Here is a 24,245-nt window from a genome sequence, read left to right as displayed (position 1 = left end):
CAAATCTCCACATCCCGTTTTTGGGGACTTTGCCCCTCTTTATTCTTCTTTTTTTATAAAAATCAAAGAGATAGAGATAAGAAAGCAGTGAAAAAGGCAGGATGGACAATCCACGGAATTGGTTTCACAATGCCAAATGCATCCACGATTTCACCAACCCAAACCGTGGAAACCGTGGATGACACCATCCCTTCAAAGCATTGATTTTATTGAGAATTCAAAGATACCCACGGAATGGTAGAAAAACCCGTGGGCGAAACCGTGAGGCTGAAACCCTTGCCTGGCAAGGCTTTGTGGGGTGCATCCACGGTTTGGGGCGGTTTTTTGATGTGTGTGCTTAGCAGGCAACGGTGCCGACCATAGAGAACCGGACACTTTACTTCCAAACCCTGTAATCGATCCCTGTGAGTCATACCCTGGGTATGGGGTAAGATGGAAAAATACATCTAACATTGTTATAGAAACATATAGGAAATTGGCATGACTGAGTTCGAACTAACCCCCGATGATCAGCAGGAAAACGAGGATGACATCCTCGTACCAGTATCATTCAAAGATGCGGTAGTTCTGAATGCTGATTGGACAATTGAGACAATTAACCTTCAAATCGAGAAGGGTAATATTGATTTACAACCTGGATTTCAGCGACGAATCGCATGGGATGATGAAAGAAAAAGTAGACTAATAGAGTCCATTATTGTTGGGCTACCTGTACCAAACATTGTTCTTGCAGAAAACAAAGATTCTCGTGGGAAATTTATCGTCATCGACGGCAAGCAGCGACTTGTTGCGGTGAGCGAATACCTACAAAGCAAGTATAAGCTTAAAGGTCTTGACATGAGAAACGACCTTAATGCAAAAGCGTTCAATGAATTACCTCAAGAAGATCGCGAATACTTAGAAAATGCGACGATTAGGGCAAGTGTTATTAGAAATTGGCAGGATGAAAATTTTCTCTACGTCACTTTCTTTCGCTTGAATAGTGGTAGCTTGCCACTCTCCCCCCAAGAGCTTCGTAAAGCATTGATCGGGGGAAATCTCATTAGTGCTATTGACAATTACATGCTAGGTAGCAACTCATTCAAATCGGTATTTGGGGATAGCTTAGATAAAAGAATGAGAGATTCGGAGTTGGTCTTGCGCTTTATTGCATACGACCAATCTCTGACCGAATACAAAGGGGACTTCAAAGAATTTCTTGATAGCAACACTCGATACTTTGAAAATGACTGGGCAGCAAAATCAAAACAAATCGAGGACATATTCAATCGACTAGATGTTGCTCTTAATGCCGTGCATCAGATATTTGAAAATGATTCATTTAAAAAATGGACTGGGGACAAATACGAACGCGTCATTAATCGCGCAGTATTTGATTGCATCGCACGATTCTTTGCACAGCCCGACGTTGCCGCCGAAGCTATAACTCGTAAAGTTGCAGTAATTGAATCATTTAAAGAAACATGTACAATTCAAACATTTAAAGATTCGATAGAGAAAACACCTAAAACAGTCGTTGCAACTTTCCAACGCATTGACATTTGGGGTGAAAAATTATCTGCATGCCTAGGAAAAACTTACGACAGAAATGCACACAGGATTGCTTAATAAATGGCAACTCAATGTATTCACTTCGCTCACTTAAAAGCAAGACTCTCTGATCTGAAGCTAAAATTCCTAGACGATCAAATAAATGCAGAAATAGCCAATCCAACAACATTCTCACCTGACCTAGATAAAATAGCTGCATTCAGACTTTTAATGCATGCTGAAATAGAAGATTTCTTGGAGCGCAAAGCAAAAGAAAACTTAGATAATATAAATTATCAGCTAATTCAACCCGGGACAGGTTCATCCCGAAGCTTTCCGGAGCTATTTTACATATCAATTGCAGCCAAGCACCCACTTGACCCAGCTCATGCTTTTGATGAGAAATCTTTAAAAGGCCACATCTCCAATATGCTTGGAACAGCACGAGGCATTATTAGAGAAAACAATGGAATTAAGGAAGGGGCGTTTAACATGCTATCGATTTTTGCAGGAAAAACTGCAGACGAAATCGATTCAACGCTCTCTGCCAGCCTTAACAGTTACGGAAAAAATCGAGGTGATGTAGCTCACCAAAGCACACGACACTCTTCAACTATCAATGCACCCAGCACTGAATTTGCTTCTGCTAAATATTTAGTAGAACAGCTCGCCTTATATTTTGACTTAACAAGTTAGACTCTCTACGAGTGGTAGTGGATCAGTCTCGCAACACTGTTGGTATATTTGTTGGTACAAACAATTACCACACCACACAGAATCCTTACCGGACAATGCTTTCGAGACATCATTCGATAGAGACCCCGACCATCGCAACGTACAGAGCAGTCCCAGTAAGTCCAGAACCCCGCACAGCACCACGCTCTGCGGGTTTTTTATTGTCCTGAGCAATCTGGCAAACCCAGCCCTGTGCGAGCCAGTCGTGGTCTACCTTGTTGCCACCCGTCTATTCCGGGTACTTGCCCGCATTATCCAACCACGCTGCCAGCCTGAAGCAGTCGCCCTCTCGTCCCGCTTGGCTGGTTTTTGTTCATGACTCTTGCGCTCGGCAGTGGCATGGATATGATGAATTCATTTTTCAGCCACCACCCTTGGAGGGATTGCCATGTCGGATGCCCTGGCCCAGCAGGAAGCTGTCGGTTCCGGTTTTTCCCTTGCCAAAATGCGCTATGCGCGTGACAAGACTTTCGAGGCGGTGCGGCTGATTGCGGCGCAGATTCGGCCCGGCATGGACGAGCAGCAGGCCAAGGACCTGGCGCGGGCGACGCTGGCGCGCATGGGAATGGAGCGGATCTGGCATGGCATCGTCATCCGCTTTGGTCATTCGACGCTGAAAACCTTCAAGCAGAAGATCGACCCCGACAATGTGCTGGGTGAGCACGATATTTTCTTTATCGACCTGGGTGTGGTGTGGGATGGCCACGAGGGCGATGCCGGCGATACCTTTGTGGTGGGGCAGGATGGCGACATGCATGCCTGCGCGGCGGCGGCCCGTACGCTGTGGCAGCTGGTCAGCGAAAAGTGGCAGCAGGATGGCTGCGCCGGCAGCGCGCTGTACGACTATGCGGCCGAGCAGGCCGCCGCCATGGGCTGGAAGCTGAATCTGGATATCAAGGGGCACCGGGTTTGCGATTTTCCGCATGCGATTTACCAGGCCGGTTCGCTGGGCGATTTTGCGGCCTGCCCGGACACCGGCTTGTGGATTCTGGAAATCCAGATCCGCCACCCCACGCTACCGTATGGCGCGTTCTATGAAGACCTGCTGCTGCGCGATGCTGGGCGCTGAACCGTAAGCGACAGCAGCCAGGCTTATGCTCAGCTGCTGTTTTGCTACGGCACTTTGCCACGGCCCACAGTCGCACAGGCCACGTTTGACAGCTGGCTGGCAGTGCCAAGCCGTTGCCGGATTTCCGGCTAAGCAGGCTGGAAATCGCCGGCATGCAGGATTGGCCACCAGCGGCCAGCCCCGCCACGCCATCGTGTCGCAGGGCAGCCTGCCGCCGGTGTGCGCTCAGAACTGGTAATTAAGCGCGGTATATAGCGAGCGGGCAGCACCCGGCACGCCAGTTCCCCATGCGCCCAGCCCACTGGGGTTCTTCGCCATGGTCCGGCCCTGGCCGGTATAGGCTCCGCCCAGCGGCTGTACGTAGTAGCGATTGAACACATTGTCCACGCCCACATCCACGCTGAACTGTTTCCACTCATAGCGGCTGCGCAGGTTGAACAGGCTGTAGCCCGGCGTTTTGATTTCATTACGCACGGCGGAGATATCGGTCTTGGCGCGCACCAGCTGCAGCTCGGCGGTATTGCTCCACTTACCCAGGGTGTGCACCAGCGCCAGTTTGGCATTGAGCGGCATGATGTTGTAGAGATTGTCGCCGGTGCTCAGGTTTTCGCCACGGGTGTAGCTGAGCTGGGCGGTGGCATCGACACTGCCGTATTGCGGGCCATTGGCCAGCCGCAGCTTGCCGCTGACATCCACGCCGTATAGCTGGGCATTCTGGTTGACGTATTGCAGGGTGACATAGCTGTTGGTGCTGCTCAGGTTGCTGCTGCCGCCACACAGGCTGGTGCCGCAGCGCTGGGCATCGATGTAATTTTGCACATAGCTGTAGTAGGGGCTGATTTTCAGGCCCCAGGCGCTGCCGTCGGCGGCGTGCCAGTCGGCGCTGCTGCTAAGGGTATGCGCCACTTCCGGCTTCAGGCTGGGATTGCCGAAGTAGCCGTTACCGTCACCGACAAAGTTGTTCATGATGGCGGCCATGCCCATGCTGGACCAGGTATAGCGCTCGTACAGATTGGGCGAGCGGGTTTTCTGGGCATAGGCCAGCTCGTACTGCTGCCCGGCCGACGGGGTGTAGCGTGCCAGGGCGGACAGGTCGAGATTGTGGTCAGTCTGCTGATGGTTCAGCGCATTGAAAGCCGCAGCATCGGTGGCATAGGCGGCCATGCTGTTATAGCCCGCCACATTGCCGGCATTGCTCTTTACCTGGGCGGCGCGCAGGCCGAGGATGCTGCGCCATTGCGGGGTCCAGTCGGCCTGCCATTCGGCAAACACATCCAGCCGGTCGCGGCTGCCGTCCTGGATATTCCAGAAGGTATTGGGGCTCATCATGCCCATGCCGCTGCCGGCGGCTGGCCACCAGTCGTTGAGGCCGTAGCGCTGGAATTCAGCCCCCAGCTTCAGCTGGTCACGCTGGTTCAATGGCAGATCGAGCACCAGCGCCCCGCCCAGTGCGTGGCTGGCGGTGTCCATCGGCATGCCGCCATAGCTGCCATAGACGGTTTGCTTGTCATCGCCAAAGTCCATGCTGTGCCGCACATACTGGTCGTACAGCCGCGCATCCAGTTCACCCCAGCCAAACTGGCCGTTGTAGTGCAGATTAAACTGGCTGCTGCTGTTGTCGGTCATGTCCATGCGCTGGTTGGCAAAGCCTTCGTACGGGGTGTTTTGCACGCTCACCTTGGCTTCCAGCAGCTGGTAGCTGTCGCGCCAGGCCACGCTGACTTCATGGTTCTGGGTGTGGTAGGCGCTGGAGCCTACCGTGTCGCCATCCAGCCAGGCGCGGCCAGTGGAGGCTCCGGCACTCTTGAAGGCGGCAGCAGCATCATAATTGCCGGAGCGTGCGGTGGAGCCGCTGTAGTTGATGCTGACATGGTCATTGGCCAGCGTGGCAGACAGGTTGGCGCCGCTGGCATCGCCATTGCTGCGGTAATAAGCGCCCATCTGGCCGGTCAGCAGGGTTTGTCCGGTTTCGGCAAAGCGCGGGGCGGCGGCCTTGGCCACGATCACGCCGCCAATATTGTCGCCACCGGCGCTGACCGGGGCGCTGCCGTTATACACCTGCACGCTGTCCACCTTGCTGGCATCGATATAGGACAGCGGCGAGTTCATGTGATTGGGGCAGGAAGAAACCAGGCTGATGCCATCGGTCTTGGTCAGCAGGCGGTCATCGGCCAGACCGCGCAGCACCGGCAGGCTGGAGAAACCGCCCGCGCCATGCAGGCTGAGGCCGGGAATGTCCTGCAACAGCTGGGCGCTGTCGCTGCTGCGGGCTTTCTGGGCGGACAGTTGGGCCGCGTCCAGCTTGCTGCCGTCGGCCAGACTATCCGGGCGCGTGCCGTGAACCACCACCTCCGGCATGCTTTGCAGCGCGTTATTGTCTTCTGCCAGCGCGCTGTGACACAGCGCGGACAAGGCCAGGGCCACTGCCAGCACGGCAGGCTTCTGATGGTATTGCATGATGTTTCCCAAGTGAGCAACGGAATGGAATGCGGGCCAGGTCAAAGGCGCAGCTTGCCTGCCATCTTGTTGGCAAGCCCATTCCGGCTGGTGGGGAACACAAAACAGGCTTGCTGGCGCTGCAGGCCAACTGTTATTGGCTCAGCAGCCGGGGCGAGAGTAGCAATTTGCCACCCGCTTGGGATGTGACCAATTGCCGCAGGGGGGACGTGCTGACGGTGGAGTGGGCAGCCCGATTCAGGGCGCTGGCGAAGCAAATGGCCGCAACACACCGTCTTCCAGTTGCAGGACAGGCCGCCAGGGGCCGCCGCTTGGCCCGATATTGATCAGGGTCTTACCACCCTGATAGCTCAGCGAAGTGGTGCATTGCCGCAGATTGGCCGATTCCTGTGCCGATGCCGCCGGCCAGGCAGCAATTTGCTGATAAGCCCCCTCTACCGACAGTGTGTAGTATTGCAGCTCGGTACAGTTTTCCTGCTGCGGCGGACAGCCGTGCAGGCTGAACAACAGGCTGCCATCAGGCAGGATGCGCGGGCGCATCTGATAGCGATCCGACTGCCGCCAGCGCGCGCGGGCTTCCAGGCTCAGCAACTTGCTCAGTTGGCCGCTCGCTGGCCGGAACAGGTAGAAATCAGCCCGGTTAGCCCTCATGTGGGATACGCCTTGCCCCCAGCCGCCCAGCGCATCCCAGACCGAATGGCTCTGCGTGTGCTGTGTCAGCGCCACGGCCACCCGTTCGCACGCCGGGCCGGCACTATCCGCCACACTGAATGACGACACGGCAGCACCCACCGGCTCTACCCATGAGCAGCCCGATAGCAATAGCAACAACAGCGGCAGACAGCGCATCGACCTACTCCACGTAGACAGCCCGGCGGGCCGGCGGCGCTGGCTGGCCGGGCCTGAAAGGACAAATTACACTGTCTGGCGAACAAACAACAGCAGGCGCGCCATGACCGAACAAGTACCAGACATGAACCAGGATATTCGTGATTTCCGCCAGCCCATGGTGACCTCTCTCGGCATCATTCTCGGCTTTCTGCTTGGCTTTCTTGGCCAGTGGGCGATCAAGGACAATGGTGAATCGGCCATCCAGGGCCGGGCCGACTGGGTGGTGGTGCTCACGCTGATGGCCGCCATCAGCATGATGCTGCTGGTGCTGTACCGGCTGCTGAACAACCGCTATCCGCTGCAGCGGGCCGGTCACTACTATCAGCACACCTTCCAGCTCTATATGTTGTCCATCGTGGTGGCCTTCAGCGGGGTCGTGGCCGCGCTATTCGTGTAAACCGCCTGATACGGCGCAAAAGAGTGTGAGATGACTTGCGATTGGCATGACAAGTCAGGAAATTGCTCAGTACACTAGCGGGTCTATGTGCAGGCTGCCTGCCATGGCCTGGCAGCGCAACGGTCAGGTTGCTGCGCTGCCGTTTTCCACTCATCTGCACTGGCTACCGTGAACAAAATCTGGCGCTCCTGGCTGATCAGCCTGCTGGTCGCCCTGCTTGCCTGCCTTGTCGGCATGAGCGTGGTGTATTTCACTGCGCGGCAAGACGAAAACGTCGCCCGCTCCCAGGCGCTGGCCGACGCCAGCGACCGTGGCAATGCGGTACGGGTTGCCATGGACCGCGCCCTGTCCTCCACCTATGCTCTGGCCGCCATGGTGCGGCAGGGCCGTGGCCAGCTGGACGATTTTGACACCTTCGCCCGCCCGCTCATCATTTACTACCCCGGCGTGATGTCGCTGCAACTGGCACCCGCCGGCGTGGTGCAGCAGATTTATCCGTTCAAGGGCAATGAAAAGGCCATCGGCCACAATCTGCTGGCCGATCCGGCGCGCAACAAGGAAGCCTTCATGGCGCGCGATACCGGCCAGATGACCCTGGCCGGCCCTTTCCCGCTATTACAAGGCGGTATCGGTGCCGTTGGCCGCCTGCCCATCTTCATTGGCCGCGACAACAGCGGTAAGCCACGCTTCTGGGGCTTTGCCATCGCCCTGGTACGTTTTCCCGATGTACTGCATGGTGCCGGGCTGGACTGGCTGCCGCAGCGCGGCTATCAATACCGCCTGTGGCGGCTGCATCCGGACACCAGGCAGGTGCAGATCATTGCCGGCGCAGACAGCAAGAGCAAGGCGCTGGGCGACCCGGTGCACTACTACATCAACATGCCGAACGGGGTATGGACGCTGGATGTACAGCCACAGGGTGGCTGGCGCGATCAGCACCGCATCGTCATCAACAGCGCGCTGGTGCTGGTCATCAGCTTTCTCTTGGGCTGGCTGGCCTGGCAGATGCTGGAGCTGCGTCGCCACCGCGCCGAGCTGGCCCTGCTGGTAGCGCTGCGCACCCGCGCGCTGGCACAGGAAACCTCGGATCGCCAGGCCGCCGAACATGCCGCGCTGGCAGAAACCATGCGCCAGGCCGCCCTGCTGCAGACGGCCGCGGACGGCATCCACATCCTGGATGAGCACGGCCAGCTCACCGAATTCAGCGACTCTTTCGCCAGCATGCTGGGTTATGCGCCAGATGAAATGCGCCAGCGCCAGTGGCAACTTTCCGACTGGAATGACGCCGTGCCATCGGGCTTGCTTGAGCAACTGCTGCAAGACGAGAGCGGACAGGGCTATCGCTTCGAAACCCGCCACCGCTGCAAGGATGGCAGCCAGATCGAGGTGGAGGTCAATGCCAAGGCGATGGATATCGGCGGCCGGCGCTATCTGTATGCGTCTTCGCGTGACATCTCCGAACGCAAGCATGCCGAGCAGCTGCTGCGCATCGCCGCCACCGCCTTCGAAGCACAAGAAGGCATGGTGGTCACCGACTGCCATACCGTCATCCTGCGGGTGAACAGCGCCTTCAGCAAAATCACCGGCTACCCGGCTGAAGATGTGGTGGGCCGCAAGATCAGCATCCTGCAATCCGGCCGGCACGACGCGGCCTTCTACCGCCGCCTGTGGCTCAGCCTGCGCGAACAAGGCGTTTGGCAGGGGGAAATCTGGAACCGCCGCAAGAACGGCGAAATCTACCCGGAATGGCTGAGCATCAGCGCGGTGCTGGGTGACAATGGCGAGGTCAGCCATTACGTCGGCACCATGAGCGACATCACCCAGCGCAAAGCGGCGGAAGACAAGATCAAGCGGCTGGCCTTTTACGACCCGCTCACCCAGCTGCCCAACCGTCGCCTGCTGCTGGACCGGCTGCAAGTCGCGCTGGACAACAGCGCGCGCAACCAGCAAACCGGCGCCCTGCTGTTTATCGACCTGGACAACTTCAAGACCCTCAACGACACCCTGGGCCACGACATGGGCGACCGCCTGCTGCAGGAAGTGGCCGTACGCCTGAATGACTGCCTGCGCAGCGGCGACACCGTGGCGCGGCTGGGTGGTGATGAATTCGTGGTCATGCTGGAAAGACTCAGCCCGCAGCAACAACAGGCCGCACAACAAACCCGCGAGCTGGGCCAGCGCATCCTCGACTCGCTCGCCCGCCCCTACCCCATGCTGGAAGGCACCCACCACAATACCTGCAGCCTGGGTGCGGTACTGTTCTTCGGCAATACCACCACGGTGGAAGAACTGCTGAAACGGGCCGATCTGGCCATGTACCAGGCCAAGGGTGCCGGGCGCAATACGCTGCGCTTTTTTGATCCGGAAATGCAGCAGGCCGTCACCGCCCGCGCCGAGCTGGAAGCCGACCTGCGCCGTGGCCTGCAACAGCAGGAGTTCCAGCTGTTCTATCAACCACAGGTGGACGCCGACGGCCGCATCACCGGTGCCGAAGCCCTGCTGCGCTGGCAGCGGCCGGAATACGGGCTGGTGACACCGGCCAGCTTTATCCCGCTGGCCGAAGAATCCGGCCTGATCGTGCCGCTGGGCGAATGGGTCTTGCACACCGCCTGTCGCCAGCTGGCGGCATGGGCGGCAGATTCGGCCACCGCCCAGCTGGAGCTGTCGGTCAATGTCAGTGCCCGCCAGTTCCATCAGGCCGGCTTCGTGGCCATGGTCAGGATGGCCCTGCAGCAAAGCGGCGCACCGGCGCGTCAACTGAAGCTGGAGCTGACCGAAAGCCTGCTGCTGCAGGATGTGGACGACACCGTGCGCAAGATGCAGGCACTGAAACAGGATGGCGTGGGCTTCTCGCTGGATGACTTTGGCACTGGCTATTCCTCGCTGTCCTACATCAAGCGCCTGCCGCTGGACCAACTGAAAATCGACCAGTCTTTCGTGCGCGACATCGACAGCAATGTCAACGATGTGTCCATCATCCGCACCATTGTCGCCCTGGCCGGCAGCATGCAATTGCAAGTGATTGCCGAGGGGGTGGAAACCGCCAGCCAGCGCCAGTTCCTGCTGCAACAGCACTGCCGCGCCTTCCAGGGTTATCTGTTCGGCAAGCCGATGTCGATTGGCCATTTCATGCGACTGCTGGCCAGTCGCTGACAGCGGCTAATTACACAATGCGCCCTCACCCCGTGGAGCCCGCCATGCGCTTTCAGCCTGCACCCGGCCACTGCCTGATCGACTCGCACTGCCATCTGGATGCGCCGGAATTCGACGGCCAGCGCGATGCCATCGTCGCCACAGCCCAAGCCGCCGGCATCGGCCAGCTACTGCTGCCCTCCATCCACAGCGACAGCTTTGCCGACAGCCTGGCCATGCGCCAGCGCTATGGCTGCTGGATTGCCTTCGGCCTGCATCCCATCTATCTGCAACGCCATATGGATGACCACTTGCAACTGCTGGAACAACATCTGCAACAGCATGCACCGGTGGCGGTGGGAGAAATCGGGTTGGACTTCTATGTGCCGGGGCTGGACGCCACCCGCCAGGAGCAATTGCTGGTGGAACAGCTGAAACTGGCACGCAAATACAATCTGCCGGTGTTGCTGCATGTGCGCCGCGCACAGGATCGCATTCTGAAATACCTGCGCCAGATTCCCGTGCCGGGTGGCATTGCCCACGCCTTCAATGGCAGCCGGCAACAAGCCGATGCCTTTATCCAGCTGGGTTTCAAACTGGGTTTTGGCGGGGCGATGAGCTATAGCGGTTCGCGCCGTATCCGTGAGCTGGCTGCCACGCTGCCGCTGGAGGCGCTGGTACTGGAAACCGACGCCCCCGACATCCGCCCGCAATGGGCAACACAGCAGCCCAATACGCCGGCCAATCTGGAAAAATTCGCCATCATCATGGCCGAATTGCGAAATATCGACTTGAATACATTAACACCTGCCCTCTGGCGCAATACCTATCAGGCAGTCGGCCTGGCTTTGCCAAGCGGCTAACCTGGCGACAAGGGGTGATTGTTAAGCTATACCATGCTAATGTGCCGGCCGGGTGTGGCTGGCATGGTCACGACGACGGCTGGCAACAGCAATAAAAACAGGTCCGGCCCCTGGCGTCATCAACCAGTCATAGAGATGGCTGACTGTTGATTACCACAGCATGCAAGCACCCATCCGTCATCCATCTGTCTGGCTACGAGGTTCGGGGAATTCAATGAAAAATCTATCCATCGCCACGCGCATCACCACAGGCTTCAGCCTGCTGCTGGTGGCGCTGGCCATCATCGGCAGCATTACCCTGCAGGGGCTCGGCCGCATCGACCAGCGTGTCGAAGACGTTTCCACTCACGAACTGGTGTTTTTCCGTGATGTATCGCAGCTGCGCGTGCACATGGGCAATCTGCGCCGCTTCGAAAAAGACTATTTCCTCAATGTCGCCTCGGCAGAGAAACGCAGCGAGTATCTGGGCAAATGGAAAGACACTTATGGCAAGGCACAGGAAACGGTAAAGGTTCTGCTGCAGGAACTGAACGTGGGCAATAACAGCCTGAGCGCCACGCTTACCGGCCCGGTGACGCGGCAGGGCGAATTGCTGCAAGCCTATGCTGATGGTTTCACCGCAGTCAGCACCCAGGTGGAGGCCGGCAGCATCACCACACCGGCCGACGGCAATGCCGCCATTGGCAAGTACAAGGAAAACGTGCACCAGATGGAAGAGATGCTACAGACCATCAGCAAGTCGGCCGTGGGTGCCGTGGACGCACTGGGCAGCCAGATCAATACCACGTCGACCTCGGTACGCACGGCGGTACTGGCGCTGCTGGCCATCGCCCTGCTGCTGGGCATTGCCCTGTCCTGGCTCATCATCCGTTCCATCCGCCACCCGCTCAACAGCATGCGCGACAGTAGCCAGCATCTGGCACAAAGCCGCGACCTGACCCACCAGTTTCCCGATCTGGGCCGCAATGAGCTGGGCAGCATGGGCCGCTCGGTAGCCGATCTGGTGGGCACGGTACGCACGCTGATCCAGGAATCGCACGGCTATTCCTCGCAACTGGTCGGTGTGGCCGACCAACTGGGCAATGTCAGCGACTACGTGGCCAAGGCCTCGCACCAGCAATCGGAAGCCGCCTCCGCCTGTGCCGCCAGCATCGAGCAGATGACCGTCAGCATCCACATGGTGTCGGACAACACCCAGGGCGTGGAAGAACAGGCACGCCATGCCACCAGCGAAGCCACCCAGAGCAGCCAGCTAGCCATTCAGGCGGCCGCCGAGATTCGCCAGATCGCCAACAGCATTACCGAAACCTCGCGCGTCATCGACCAGCTCAACCAGCGCTCCGGCGAGATCGGTGACATCGTCAAGGTGATACGCGATATCGCCGACCAGACCAATCTGCTGGCACTGAATGCCGCCATCGAAGCGGCACGTGCCGGCGAAATGGGACGTGGCTTTGCCGTGGTGGCCGATGAAGTACGCAAGCTGGCCGAACGCACCAGCGTAGCCACTGCCGAAATTTCCTCGCGCATTTCCGGGGTACAGACCGATACCCAGCAAGCCTTCCACAGCATGCAGCAAGCCAATGCCCGCATCGAAACCGGCGTCAGCAGCACGCAGCAGGTAGCCACCTCGCTGCAGCTGATCCGCGATCTGTCACAACGCTCGGTAGACAAGATCGGCGATGTCGCCGGTGCCATCAAGGAACAAAGCCAGGCCAGCCAGGATGTGGCGCGCAATGTCGAGCAGATCGCCCAGATGAACGACAATACCAACCGCTCGGTCCAGGAATCGCACCAGCTGGCCCAGCAGCTGAAAGATTTGTCGGCAGCCCTCAACGACAGCCTGAACCGCTTCCGCGTCTGACGCTGCCTGCCCTCCCCTCAAAGGCCGCTCTGCGAGCGGCTCAGATTATTGACAAACCCCTCTCGCTTTTCGAAAGGAAAGCGAGGCTCCCTTGCAGGGCAAGGGCGGGGGGATTGGGAGTAAATTGGAAGGCTGCGGAATCAATCACTTAGTCGAGAGGCCCGGCTTTGCCGGGTCCAGTGCAATCGCACCAAATAACTTTGTCAGCAGCCTGGGCCGCTCTGCGAGCGGCTCTTTGTCTGTCTGCGACACCGCGCCCTGGCAGCTCTTGCCATACCTGGCTGACAATATCCGCGACAAATCGCAATCAAAGCCGCGTCGCCCCGCATGCCTTGCCATACCGGGCCGCCAGTACTACTTTCAGAGCAGAATCCAGGCTCGGACATGACAAGCACTTCCGCGATTGACAGGACAGTACAATGCCTACAAACTCAACAGATTTATGAGCTGTTTTAAAGGAAAAGTCGTTACGCAAATGGGAAAATTGTTGGCAAAACATTGAAAAAACGATGGGTCGCTGGCAAACCGGGCGAAAAGACGCAATAAAACAGCTTTACTATCTCTTTACGCGACAGCGCCAGGGCAGAAGCTGGCAGCCATGTGCCCGCAGGATGGGCAGGCTTGTACCTGAACAGAGGCCGGTGTACCTGGCAGGAGCCGACGGTGTGGTTCTGCTTGCAGCCGCTGCCAAGTGGCCGGTGCTGGCCACAGTAAACAGCAGTGTGTTTCAGGCAGGACCGAAACAGGATAGCGCACTGAACATAATAAATAAAGCCGCAAATAATTACCCTGCCGGAGCAACAGCCGCAATATTGTTTTTCAGCAGTAAAACAATGATTGCCAGGCAAATAATAAACGGCAGTGCAAACTAATAAATCAAAATTTCCAGCGACCAGCCACCGTGCAATGGCCGCTTCCATAGCCTGTTTATGGAAATAATTTCTGGAGCAATATCATGTCGGGTTGCGATAAAATCAAGCTGGGGAGCATGATTGTATCTTCCTTCCTGTCGGCCAATGCACTGGCCGGCCTGGGAGATTTACAGGTCAAATCACACCTGGGCGAACCGTTTCAGGCTGATATTAATCTGGTCGGATTTTCCGTAGAAGAACTGGATAATGCCAGAATCGCCTTGGCCGGTGAAACGGAAGTCCGCGACCCCGATCTTTATTCTTCCCGCTTTCTGTCCTCCCTGCGCTTTACCCTGCTTTCTTCCGATCAGGGCGGCATGATTCATATCAGCTCGAATCAGCCTATTGATGAAGCGTATCTGCGCTTCGCCATTAAAATCGAGGCTTTATCTAAGTGGCAGGTCCGGGAATATACTGCCATTCTGAGTCCGAACACGGCACCGGCAACAAGCAAGCCAGTGGCCGATGCCCAGCTTCCAGTGGCACAAGCGGTCCCGGTCCCGGTAGTCGCTCCGCCAGCAGCTCCGGCAGCCACTGCCGTACAGGTCAGCATGCAGCCGCCCACACCGCCGGTGATGCGTAGTGAGCCGGCCAGCCCCCCTGCCGCCGCTAGCAAGCCAGAGACCAAACAGGCGGCTGCCTTGCAGCAGATCAGGGCCAGCCGTGGGGCCAGCCTGTGGCGTCTGGCACGCCAGCTGAAACCGGCCAATACCAGCATCAACCAGACCATGGCCGCTCTGTACCTGGCCAACAAGCATGCTTTTGTCGGTGGCAACCCCAACCGGCTCAGACAGGGTGCCTTGCTGCAGTTGCCCGAAACATCCCGGATCAAGGCGGTATCAAAAGGCCAGATTGATAAAATCCTGCATTCTGACAAACTGCCAGCCAAGACAAAATTCGTGTTGAAGCCGGCCAGCAAGCCGTCTGGCAAAACGGCAGACAAGCCAGCCATCGACATCAAGCAGGCTCCCGTGGGCAAACCGGCTTCCGCCCAGCCCAGCACAAGCCATGATGATCTGCGCATTGAAGAGCTGCAAAAGAAACTGCACTCCATTGACGAAGCACTGACAAAGATGGATGGTCTGAACAAGCGGATCGAAAAGCTGCAACAACAGTTGAAGAATTAGTCATAGCGCTTGCCGATACATGGCAAGCATATGCAATAAAACGCGGCATATTAGCAATCCATGCGAATAGCACTGTGCCAATTAATGAAGATGGTGCCGGTCTAATCAGCCGCCACCATCTTGCTTGTAAAAGATGGACTGAATATGGCGGAGCATGCCGCTGAATCGCGTTTGAATAGCGGTAACCGGCATGGCTCAGGCTGATTTAACCATTTATGGCGTTGGCTCACTTTGGCCACTTTGGGTGGTAAACTGTAGGTAAGCAATTTTAGCACTTCCGACAATGGTATTCTGATAAGCCAGGGTGGAGTGCAATTAGACAGGAGAGTTAAAATGGATAATCGGATGCAAGTGCCGACTGAAATCAGGGATCGGATTTTTTCTATTGCCAACCTGCTGTACGAGCAATCGGGGAGAAGCGAAATGCCGGCGCTTGACAAGGTCCGGGAACTCGCTGGCATCGACATGGTGACCGCCAGCCAGGTGCTGAAAGAATGGCGCAAGGTTCTGCCGGCTTCCGCTACCCAGTTGAGCGGCAATACGCCTGAAGAACTGTCCAAGACTTATAATGAAATGCTGTCCAGTGTCTGGGAATGCGCCAAGAAAATCGCCAACCAGAATCTGTACGCTGCCCAAAAATCCTGGGAACAGGAACGCGACGAACTGGAACGCCTGCGCCTGGAACTGTCCATGGCATACGACCGCCAGACCCAGGAGCTGATCGCCACCCAGAAACAGTTGTCGCATCAGCTGAGCATCAACACGACCAACGAAAACAAGCTGAACCAGATGCTGCCCAAGCTGCACGAGTTCGGCACCAAGGCTGTCAGTGCCCAGGAAAAGGTGACCGTGCTGGAAGAAACCGTACAGCAACTGGAACACCGTCTGCGTACTGAACCGCAGGAATCGGCCTTTACTCCGCCGCAAGCTGCCGACCTGGCAAATGGCGCGGAAGCCGAGCAGGCTGACGCTGCAGATCGCGTGAGCAAGTTCGTCAAGATGTCCTGATCAGCTGGCAATGTCGAAAACGCGCTGGCTGAGTGCGTCATTGCCTGGCAGGAAAATAATGTAATACCGGATACGGGAACGGTGCTGTCGTGCCTGCTGCATGTGCCAGCGGGCAGCACACCGTTCTCCTGTCGGCCACGCTGTCCGCACGACCTACCCGCCCTTGCGGCTTGGCATCCACGCCAGCCCCGGCCACACCGCCTGTCTACGACTACCCCGGCATGCTAGCAACAGCTGGCACAGCACTTGTTACGGCCGCTATGCCACCCTTAGAACCTGTTCATAGTCTGCTGGATTGAGTCGAGATGGGGCTGATACTGCGTTAAAAACGCCTGTGGAATGCTCATTTACTCTAGGTAAACTCCGCTTTCCCACTTGTTCCCGGTTATTTTCGCCTTGTCTCACTCTAGCTCGCGAGACTTTGAACAGGCGCTTAGGCCTTCTCCAAAGAAAAACGGGACATTGCTGTCCCGTTCTTGCCAGACAAAGCCAGCCTGCTGCGTGCAACGCAACAGACCAGCCTGTGCTTAATTGGCCATTGATGCCGCGATTTTCTTCTTTTTGGCTTTTTGCGGTGCCAGCTTGGCCGGAACCGCAGCGGCAAGCGCAGTCGCCGGTGCCACAACCGGTTCAGCACTCGCTGCCTCATAGTGCCGCGCCTGAATCGACTGCACATCGATCAGGGTAGGTGCGGTATAGGCCGTGCTGCAGGCGTTCTGCTCTTCATCGCTCAGGCTGCTGTCAGTCTGGAAGCTTTCCACCGGTTTCAGTCTGAGCGTTTCCAGCAGGCGGCCGGAGTTGCCCAGCACAGTGGCTTCGGCCAGCTTGTAATCGGACTGGGCATTGATGTAGGCGCGCTGGGCGTCGAACAATTCATTCTCGCTATCCAGCACATCCAGCAGGGTACGCTGGCCGATATCAAACTGTTTGCGATAGGCATCACGTGCCTTCTCGGTGGACAGCTGATGCTGACGCAGCGAGTTCATCTGCACCTTGAGCTTGATAATATTGTTGTTGGCAATGCTCAGCGTCTGGCGCATATCACGGCAGACCTTGTCGCGCAGGTCTCGGGTGGTATTCAGCTTCTCGGCAGCCGAACCCAGGCGCGCACGGTCAGCACCGCCACGGAACAGGTTCATGTTGAAGATGATGGCCGTCGACGAGATATTGGTGCGACCGTTGTACCCGTTATAGCTGTCGGTGGGAGCCTTGCTGGCTTGCAAATCCAGCGTGGGCGAGAAAGCACCACGGCGGACATTCACTTCGGCAGAGGCGGAACGGACATTCGCCAGCGCACCCAGATAAGCCGGATTGTGCAAGACAGCGTTCTTGATCAGGTCGTTGTTGCGCGGCAAGGCTTCGGTCAGCACCGGCAGCTCGTTCAGCTGTGCCGGCGCTTCGCTGCCGGTAAGACGGGTGTAGCGGGCAGACACATCATGCAGATTGGAAGTGTCGGTCAGCAGATTGGTTTCGGCCAGGGCCAGGCGGCCTGCTGCCTGTTCCAGATCGACGCGGCGGCCGACACCGGCGTTCACCTTCTGCTCGATTTGTTCGTAAATGCCTTTGTGGATGGCATAGTTTTCCTGCGCGCTGTTCACCAGCTGGCGATAGCGCAGCACATCCTGGTAGGCCTGGATGGTTTGCAGGGCAATGCTTTCCGATGTATCCAGCAAGTCGAAATAGCGCACTTGCTGATCGTAGCCCAGCTGTTTGACCGTGTTATAGGTTTGCAGACCCTGGAACAGGTTCTGGCTGAGGCTCAGTTTCCAGCCTCGGGTAGTGTAATTCTGATCCGCCACACCAACATTGTTGGGGTAGTCATAACGCTGGCGATTTGATTCATAGGTCAGATCGACAGTCGGCATATAACCGGCACGGCCTACATTCACATCCTGTCCCGCCCCACGGAACTGATGCAATTTGGCCAGCACTTCCGGGTTATTCAGCACCGCCTGTTGTACAGCATTATCTACATCGATCGCCAAAGCATGCTGTGGCAGTACTGCAGTAATACCGCCGAAAGCCAATGCTGCCGACAATCTGATGGATTTATGTAGACTTCTCATGAATACTACCCCATATCAAATATCTTGTTTATTTATAATTAATAACTAAAACACAATATATATAAAATTATACACACGGAAATTTCCGAACGCTGCAACTTTTTGTTCCAGATCAAGATCATGCCCCAGCTTTGCGCAGCCAGAACCTTACCTTTGCGTCACCCGCGACTGAGTTCATTCTCGGCTGCCGTGGTACGTCTGCTGCTACTGCCTTTGCTATTGTGGTTTCTCTGCCTTGGTGTCACCGGCAGCAGCCTGCCCAGCGAACAGACGGTAGCGCGCTACGGGCCACAGGCGCAGCGCCTGTATCGGGAATGGCAGAGCATGCTGAATACCGCAGGCAGCAGCGACAGCCAGCGCCTGAAAGACGTCAACGAGTTTTTCAATCGCCGCATCACTTATGCAGAAAATAGCCAGGTATGGCGACAGGAAGATTACTGGGCCACGCCACTGGAAACTTTCGGCAAGGGCATGGCTGATTGCAAAGGCTTTGTTATCGGCAAATATGTGTCGCTGCGCCTGCTGGGCGTATCGCCGGACAAGATTCGTCTGACCTATGTCAAAGCGCGCATAGGTGGCCCCAACAGCAATATCACCCAGGCACACATGGTGCTGGCATACTACCCCACGCCCACGGTGGAGCCGCTGATTCTGGACAACCTGATCACCAGCATCCAGCCTGCCTCGCAGCGCCCCGACCTGATTCCGGTGTTCAGCTTCAATATGGAAAGCATCTGGGTAGGCGCTACACAGAACAACAATGTCAACCGGCTGACCCGCTGGAAACAGCTGCTGGATAAACTGAAAACTGAAGGCTTTTCTTTTTGAGCATGCCCGTGATTACACGCAAACTTTCCCTGGTGCAGCGCCTGTGGCTGCTGTTGCTGCTGCTGATGACGCTATCCATTGGCGGCGCACTGATTGCCAATCTGCTGAATGCCCGCAATTACCTGGAGCAGCAACTGAGCGCCCAAAGCGCCGATACCGCCAACTCGCTGGCACTGATGGTCACCCAGTACAAGGCTGATCCGGTGATGGCGCAAACCCTGCTCAGCGCCGCTTTCGAACAAGGACATTTCGCCGAAGTGCGCTGGGAAGGCGTACCTGCCGATGCCGCCATCCGCCTGCGCAACAACAACGGGCTGGAAGACACGCCAAGCTGGTTTCACCGCCTGCTGCCGCTCAGGCCGCAAAGTGGCCAGGCCCAGGTCAGCAATGGCTGGCTACAGGCTGGCCGCATCGTGGTCGTGGCCCATCTGGGCTATGCCTACAGCTCGCTCTGGCTAGGGGCGCTGCAAACCGTGTTCTGGCTGGTGGTCATTGGCCTGGCAGCCGGCCTGCTCGGCTTTTTCGATATCCGCAGCCTGCGCCGGCAGCTGCATGCGGTGGTCGAACAGGCACACGCCATCAGTGAACAGCGCTTCATGCGCATTCCCATTCCCGGCATCCCCGAGCTGGCCGAAGTCGCCAGCGCCATGAACACCATGGTGGAGCGACTGCAAAACTACCTGCTCGGCCTGCGCGACGAGGTGGACCGCCTGCGGCGTGCCGCGCTGACCGACAGCAGCACCGGCCTGCCCAACCGCGAAGCCTTCGAACAACGCTTCTCCAGCCTGCTCGACCCACAAGCCGACCCAGCCAACGGACATCTGCTGCTGATCCGCATCGCCGGCCTGGCCGAGCTCAACCAGCGCCTGGGTGGCCGCCGCACCGATGCCCTGCTCAAGCGCGTGGCCGACGACCTGTCCACCCAGTGCCAGCACCATCGCGGCTGGATGGCCACCCGCCTGCGCGGTGCCGACTTTGCCCTGTTCTGCCCCGAGCTGGGCGCAGCAGAAGCCTGCAAGCTGGCAGATGAGCTCTGCCTGCTATGGCCGGTGTACTGGACGATGGAATTGTCCGACCAGCCCGGCCTTGGCCATATTGGTATCACCCACTTCCAGAGCGGCGACAAACTGGGCGAAGTACTGACCCGCGCCAGCCATAGCCTGACCGTGGCAGAAGCCCAGCCGCTCAATAGCTGGAAACTGGATGACGGGGCCGGCAACCCGCAGCAGACCAGCGATTTTGACTGGAAGCAGCTGCTGGAAACCGTCTGCCAGGACAACTCGCTGCAGCTGCGCTGGTATCCGGTATGCGACCCGGACAAGACGATACTGTGGCATGAAGGCATGCTGTTTCGCCCGGCCAGCGGACAGATCCCGGCCATGAGTGCACTGCGGCTGGTTTCCCAGGCCGCCCGGCTGGGGCTGATCCACCGACTGGACATCAATACCCTGGCGCTGGCGCTGCAACAGGGCCCGCAAGGCGTGCTGGCAGTGAATATGTCGCCAGCTTCGCTGCATCACCCCGACTTCCTGCCGGCCATCCTGCACTTGCTGCAGCAGCACCCGCAGCGCCAGATCAATTTCGAGTTTCACGAAACCGGGCTGGACGAGCACTGGGAGCATTTTATCGCCTTCAGCCGCGCCATCCGCCCGGCAGGCCATCAGCTGGCGGTAGAAATACAGGGCCACAATATGGCACTGGTAGCACGCACGCACGAAGCCAGCATCAGCTATCTGGTGCTGGACAACACCCTCACCCAGGGCATGCACAGTGACGAGGGCCGTGCCGCCTTGCTGCGTGGTTTGCTGCGCATGGCCTCGCTGATGGGAGTGCGGCTGGAAGCCAAGGGCGTCAACGATACCGCGGATGCCACAGCGCTCATCGAAATGGGTGTGCACTGCCTGACCGGGCCAGCCATCAGCTAAGCGCCCCACATGAGCTGCCAACACCCCGCCTCCAGCCACTGGACGCGGGGTTTTTCATGCCTGGCGCGGCCGGCGCTGAGCGCTGGTCACAATAAAAAAGCCGACAGCGTGTCAGGCTGTCGGCTGTGCGGGCTAGGGCTGGCTTAGTCGGTGATCAGCTTGCCGCCATTCAGCAGGTTTTGCAGGATCTGGCTGTCCGACAGCAGCGTGGTGCCGCTATGGGTCAGGTCAACATTCTGCAGCACAATCTGCTGGGTCTCATGCGCGGCCAGATTACCGGTTTCGCTGACATGAATCACCGTGCTGGTTACCCCAGCAGTCGTGCTGGTGGTGAAGTGCAGGTAATTGCTCAGGTTACCGACATCCGTACCGCTATGGCTTTCGCCTACCAGCAAATCACGCAGATCCAGCTTGTCACCACCATTGGTCACCGTTGCAGTCTTGAAGTTGATGATGGTATCCACGGCCGGCGTTGCTACCGTGCCCTGGTCACCCAGCACCCACTTGAAGGTATCCACACCGGTGGTGCCACTGGTCATGGTGTCGTTACCCGCACCACCATGCAGCAAGGTGGCACCGGTTCCGGCGTACAGATAGTCAGTACCCGCCGTGCCATGTACTTCATTACCAGCTCCGACCAGGAAAGACACCGGCACAGTCGACGAGGTCGCTGTATTGCCATTGCTTTCAATCGCGGTCACGGTGGCGTTGAAGCTGACCTGTCCATGGTAGCTGCCGGACAACTGCAAGGAACCGCTTTGCAGATCGCTCAGGCTCAGACCCGTTACCGTCAGGTTGCCAGAAGCGTCCGGGGTGTAGGTCGTGCCATGCAGCACCAGTGATGGCGTTCCTTCGGCAGAGGTCAGGCCGCTGATATTCAGCGTCAGGGTTTCCGTGCTGACAGCCACCGGATGCGAAGCCGTCATCAGACTGGACAGGGCGATGGTGGTCGTTGCCGCATCGCTGGCCTGGAAACCGCCCTGGGTCAGCACGATATTGTCCACCATGGCACCACGGCCACTGGAATCGACCGCACTGGCCGGGGTGTCGGTCAGAATGGTGATGACCTGATTGCCGCCGGCACCGGTAAAGTCGAAGGAAATATTGCGCCAGTCCAGTGTGCTGCCGGATGTCGCCGAATATTCGGCCACCAGCTTGCCATCCACATAGATGCCGATCTTGTTGATATCGGTGGAATAACCCGGCCGACCGGCAAAATCCATGGACAACTGGTATTCCGCCCCCGCCACCGTGGCAACGGTACGGGTAATGCCCAGCGTCTGGATAATGTTGGTAGCCGAGTTGTTCAGCTCAATCCAGTGGGTGTTGCCGGCACCGGTAGACGAAGCCGGGGTGATGGTGCTGCCGCTGGCCGTGGTCATGGTGTCGCTGGAAGTCCAGATCTCGAAACCATTGATACCGCCAGGTGCCACATCGTTGCTGGTCACCAGCGTCCAGCCCTCGGCTGTTGTCGAGGTGGTTGTCTGGTTGGTGGCTTCCCAGGTGGTATTGAACAACTGGGTCGTCGTGATGTTCGATACCAGATTGATGGTCGGCAACGTGGTATCCACCGTCAGTACATGGGTGGCCGGTGTGGCTGCATTGCCGGCGGTATCGCTGACATTGGCCGTCACCGTGACACTACCATCCGCCAGCTTGACCACATCGGTCGCCGGTACGGTTACCGACCAGCTATTACCGCTTACCGTAGCGGTGTAGTGAACGTTGTTCAGCACCACATCCACCTTCTGGTTATCGGCCACACCTACCGTGCTACCGCTCACCAGCAGTGACTGATTGTGTTCGGCGGCATTGATCACATCATCACCGGACAGCGTGGTGGCAATGGCAATGGTCGGTGCCGTCAGATCAATCTTGGCACTGTCGCTGGCGCTGGCCGAAGTATTGCCGGCCGGGTCGCTGACCGAAGCCGTTACCGTCAGCGTGCTGCCATCGGCCGGTGTGGCCGGAGTCAGCACCACCTTGCCGGCGGTGATTTCAGCAGCCGTCAGCACATGGCCGCTCTGCACCACGCCATTGATGGTGACATTCAGCGTGTCGCCAGCCTTGGCATTGCTCGGCAGGCCGATATTCACCGTATCGGTGGTGGCGCTGCCCTGCTCGGCCTTGTTGATGTAGCCGTCGTTGTTGACGTCGGTGGCAATCACCACAGTCGGTGCCGACGGGCCGCTAATGTCTTCAATGGCAGCTGCGCTACCCGTGCTGGAGACATTGCCATGGGTATCGGTCTGGGTGGCCGAAATGCTGACCGATTTGCCATCACCCGGTTCCGGCATGCTCAGCGTCACCACGCCGGTGCTGGCGTTGTAGCTGGCCGTAACCCCGTTGGCAGCACCGTTGATGGTGCCGTCATGGTTAACCACCAGCTTGGTCACCACGCCATTGTCGGTCACGGTGAGGTTGGCACTGCCACCGGCGCTGATCAGGCTCTTGTCCAGGGTCACCGTCGATTGCAGCGTCACGGTACCATTGGTGGTTTCCGTGCTGTTGAGGTAGCCATCCTGATTGCTGTCGGTGGTAATCACCACCGGCGGCGTGGTTGGCAAGTGGTAGCTATCGCTGCCCACACCAGAGGTATTACCTGCCAGATCGGTCACGGTGGCATTCACCGTCAGCGTGGTCCCAACCGGCGGCGTCGTCACCGGCAGGTAAATCACACCATTCTGATAGCTGTACACCAGGCCGCTGCCATCAACCAGCTGATTGCTGGAATTCAGGTGCAGCGTCACATCCGTACCCGTGCTGGAAGTGATATGCACGGTACCGCTATTGTTCAGTTCGGTCTGATCCTTGGCGTCCAGCGTGACGGTAGCCGTCATGGTATTGCTGCCCACCAGGCTGATGACGCTGGCAGTCGTGCCGCCAGTCGGTGTCAGCGTGCTCTGGAACATGGCTTGACCGCCCTGATCCCAGTACACGATCTGGATGGTATGCAAATTACCCGCCGTGGCACCCAGAGTCAGGGAGAAGTCGGTACCGGTCGGCGATTGATTCGCGTTTCTGGTGGCAACCGTCACCCCATCCACGATGATCTGGTAACCATCGTCCGCCAACACCGTCAGCTTGTAAGTACCCGACGATGCCGCGAACACACCATTCATGCTGATGATGGCCTGATTGGTGGAACCATACGTGCTGGCGTATTGCACATTGCTGGCGTTGCTGCCCAGGAAGTTGGCCAGATTGCCACTGGCACCCAGATTGCCGGTCACCGTGGTGGCCACGCCAAAACTCAGCGCGTCGGCCACAAAAGTAGCCGTCGGGCTATGGCTGGCAATATCGCTCAGCACCTGGCTTAGCGGTGTTGTTCCGGTAATGGCCGAATCATTCAGACCGTAGTAATTACTGGTCAGGCCATTGGCCAGAATGGTCACCACCGGCGTATCCGGCGCGGTGGTATCACGTACCGCACTGTCGCTGG

General features: G+C 57.8%; 16 protein-coding genes. 11 read left to right on the top strand and 5 right to left on the bottom strand.

Going from position 1 to position 24,245, the window contains the following annotated elements; all coding sequences use genetic code 11:
• Positions 1-480: 480 nt before the first annotated feature.
• The 3 genes from DBR44_RS12945 (at position 481) to DBR44_RS12935 (ending at position 3,334) form a co-directional block, all read left to right on the top strand.
• Positions 481-1,608 (top strand): DUF262 domain-containing protein, encoded by a 1,128-nt coding sequence (locus tag DBR44_RS12945; protein WP_124644460.1) that lies wholly within the window; start codon positions 481-483, stop codon positions 1,606-1,608.
• 3 nt (positions 1,609-1,611) lie between these two features.
• Positions 1,612-2,226: a hypothetical protein gene (locus tag DBR44_RS12940; protein ID WP_124644459.1), complete on the top strand. Its 615-nt coding sequence runs from the start codon at positions 1,612-1,614 to the stop codon at positions 2,224-2,226.
• Between the two features lie 427 nt (positions 2,227-2,653).
• Positions 2,654-3,334 (top strand): M24 family metallopeptidase, encoded by a 681-nt coding sequence (locus tag DBR44_RS12935; protein ID WP_124644458.1) that lies wholly within the window; start codon positions 2,654-2,656, stop codon positions 3,332-3,334.
• A 225-nt stretch (positions 3,335-3,559) separates the two neighbouring features.
• On the opposite strand, the gene DBR44_RS12930 is transcribed toward DBR44_RS12935, so the two are convergent.
• Both DBR44_RS12930 and DBR44_RS12925 read right to left on the bottom strand, forming a co-directional pair.
• Positions 3,560-5,791: a TonB-dependent receptor gene (locus tag DBR44_RS12930; protein WP_124644457.1), complete on the bottom strand. Its 2,232-nt coding sequence runs from the start codon at positions 5,789-5,791 to the stop codon at positions 3,560-3,562.
• A gap of 237 nt (positions 5,792-6,028) precedes the next feature.
• On the bottom strand, positions 6,029-6,640 hold the full coding sequence (locus DBR44_RS12925) for a hypothetical protein (RefSeq protein WP_124644456.1): 612 nt from the start codon (positions 6,638-6,640) through the stop codon (positions 6,029-6,031).
• A 103-nt stretch (positions 6,641-6,743) separates the two neighbouring features.
• On the opposite strand from DBR44_RS12925, the gene DBR44_RS12920 reads away from it, so the two are divergent.
• The 4 genes from DBR44_RS12920 to DBR44_RS12905 all read left to right on the top strand — a co-directional run bounded on the left by DBR44_RS12920 (position 6,744) and on the right by DBR44_RS12905 (position 12,938).
• Positions 6,744-7,079, top strand: a complete 336-nt coding sequence (locus DBR44_RS12920; protein WP_124644455.1) for a hypothetical protein — start codon at positions 6,744-6,746, stop codon at positions 7,077-7,079.
• Between the two features lie 168 nt (positions 7,080-7,247).
• The gene (locus DBR44_RS12915) at positions 7,248-10,232 is read left to right on the top strand and encodes an EAL domain-containing protein (protein WP_124644454.1); all 2,985 of its coding nucleotides are present in this window, start codon (positions 7,248-7,250) and stop codon (positions 10,230-10,232) included.
• A 44-nt stretch (positions 10,233-10,276) separates the two neighbouring features.
• A complete protein-coding gene (locus tag DBR44_RS12910) occupies positions 10,277-11,074 on the top strand; it encodes a TatD family hydrolase (RefSeq protein ID WP_124644453.1) in 798 nt (265 codons plus the stop codon).
• Positions 11,075-11,288: 214 nt separating this feature from the next.
• Entirely contained in the window at positions 11,289-12,938 is a 1,650-nt protein-coding gene (locus DBR44_RS12905; RefSeq protein ID WP_158613611.1) for a methyl-accepting chemotaxis protein, read from the top strand.
• 467 nt (positions 12,939-13,405) lie between these two features.
• On the opposite strand, the gene DBR44_RS12900 is transcribed toward DBR44_RS12905, so the two are convergent.
• The gene (locus tag DBR44_RS12900; protein WP_124644451.1) at positions 13,406-13,858 is read right to left on the bottom strand and encodes a hypothetical protein; all 453 of its coding nucleotides are present in this window, start codon (positions 13,856-13,858) and stop codon (positions 13,406-13,408) included.
• Positions 13,859-13,926: 68 nt separating this feature from the next.
• Here DBR44_RS12900 and DBR44_RS12895 point away from each other — a divergent pair, with 68 nt between their 5' ends.
• Both DBR44_RS12895 and DBR44_RS12890 read left to right on the top strand, forming a co-directional pair.
• On the top strand, positions 13,927-14,976 hold the full coding sequence (locus tag DBR44_RS12895) for a FimV family protein (protein ID WP_124644450.1): 1,050 nt from the start codon (positions 13,927-13,929) through the stop codon (positions 14,974-14,976).
• Between the two features lie 333 nt (positions 14,977-15,309).
• Positions 15,310-15,984, top strand: coding sequence for a DNA-binding protein (locus DBR44_RS12890; protein ID WP_124644449.1), 675 nt, complete (start codon positions 15,310-15,312; stop codon positions 15,982-15,984).
• Between the two features lie 527 nt (positions 15,985-16,511).
• Here the strand turns inward: DBR44_RS12890 and DBR44_RS12885 are convergent.
• Positions 16,512-18,050 (bottom strand): TolC family outer membrane protein, encoded by a 1,539-nt coding sequence (locus tag DBR44_RS12885; protein ID WP_124644448.1) that lies wholly within the window; start codon positions 18,048-18,050, stop codon positions 16,512-16,514.
• A gap of 153 nt (positions 18,051-18,203) precedes the next feature.
• On the opposite strand from DBR44_RS12885, the gene DBR44_RS12880 reads away from it, so the two are divergent.
• The gene (locus tag DBR44_RS12880) at positions 18,204-18,878 is read left to right on the top strand and encodes a transglutaminase-like cysteine peptidase (protein WP_233578538.1); all 675 of its coding nucleotides are present in this window, start codon (positions 18,204-18,206) and stop codon (positions 18,876-18,878) included.
• 8 nt (positions 18,879-18,886) lie between these two features.
• Entirely contained in the window at positions 18,887-20,803 is a 1,917-nt protein-coding gene (locus DBR44_RS12875) for a LapD/MoxY N-terminal periplasmic domain-containing protein (RefSeq protein ID WP_233578537.1), read from the top strand.
• A gap of 143 nt (positions 20,804-20,946) precedes the next feature.
• Here DBR44_RS12875 and DBR44_RS12870 read toward each other — a convergent pair.
• Positions 20,947-24,245, bottom strand: a 3,299-nt coding sequence (locus tag DBR44_RS12870; RefSeq protein ID WP_124644445.1) for an S-layer family protein, incomplete at its 5' end; no start/stop codon positions are given.

Source organism: Aquitalea sp. FJL05 (genome assembly GCF_003852595.1).
GTDB lineage: Bacteria > Pseudomonadota > Gammaproteobacteria > Burkholderiales > Chromobacteriaceae > Aquitalea > Aquitalea aquatilis.
Note: the sequence above shows the minus strand (reverse complement) of the source record. Positions and strands in the feature narration are given on the sequence as shown.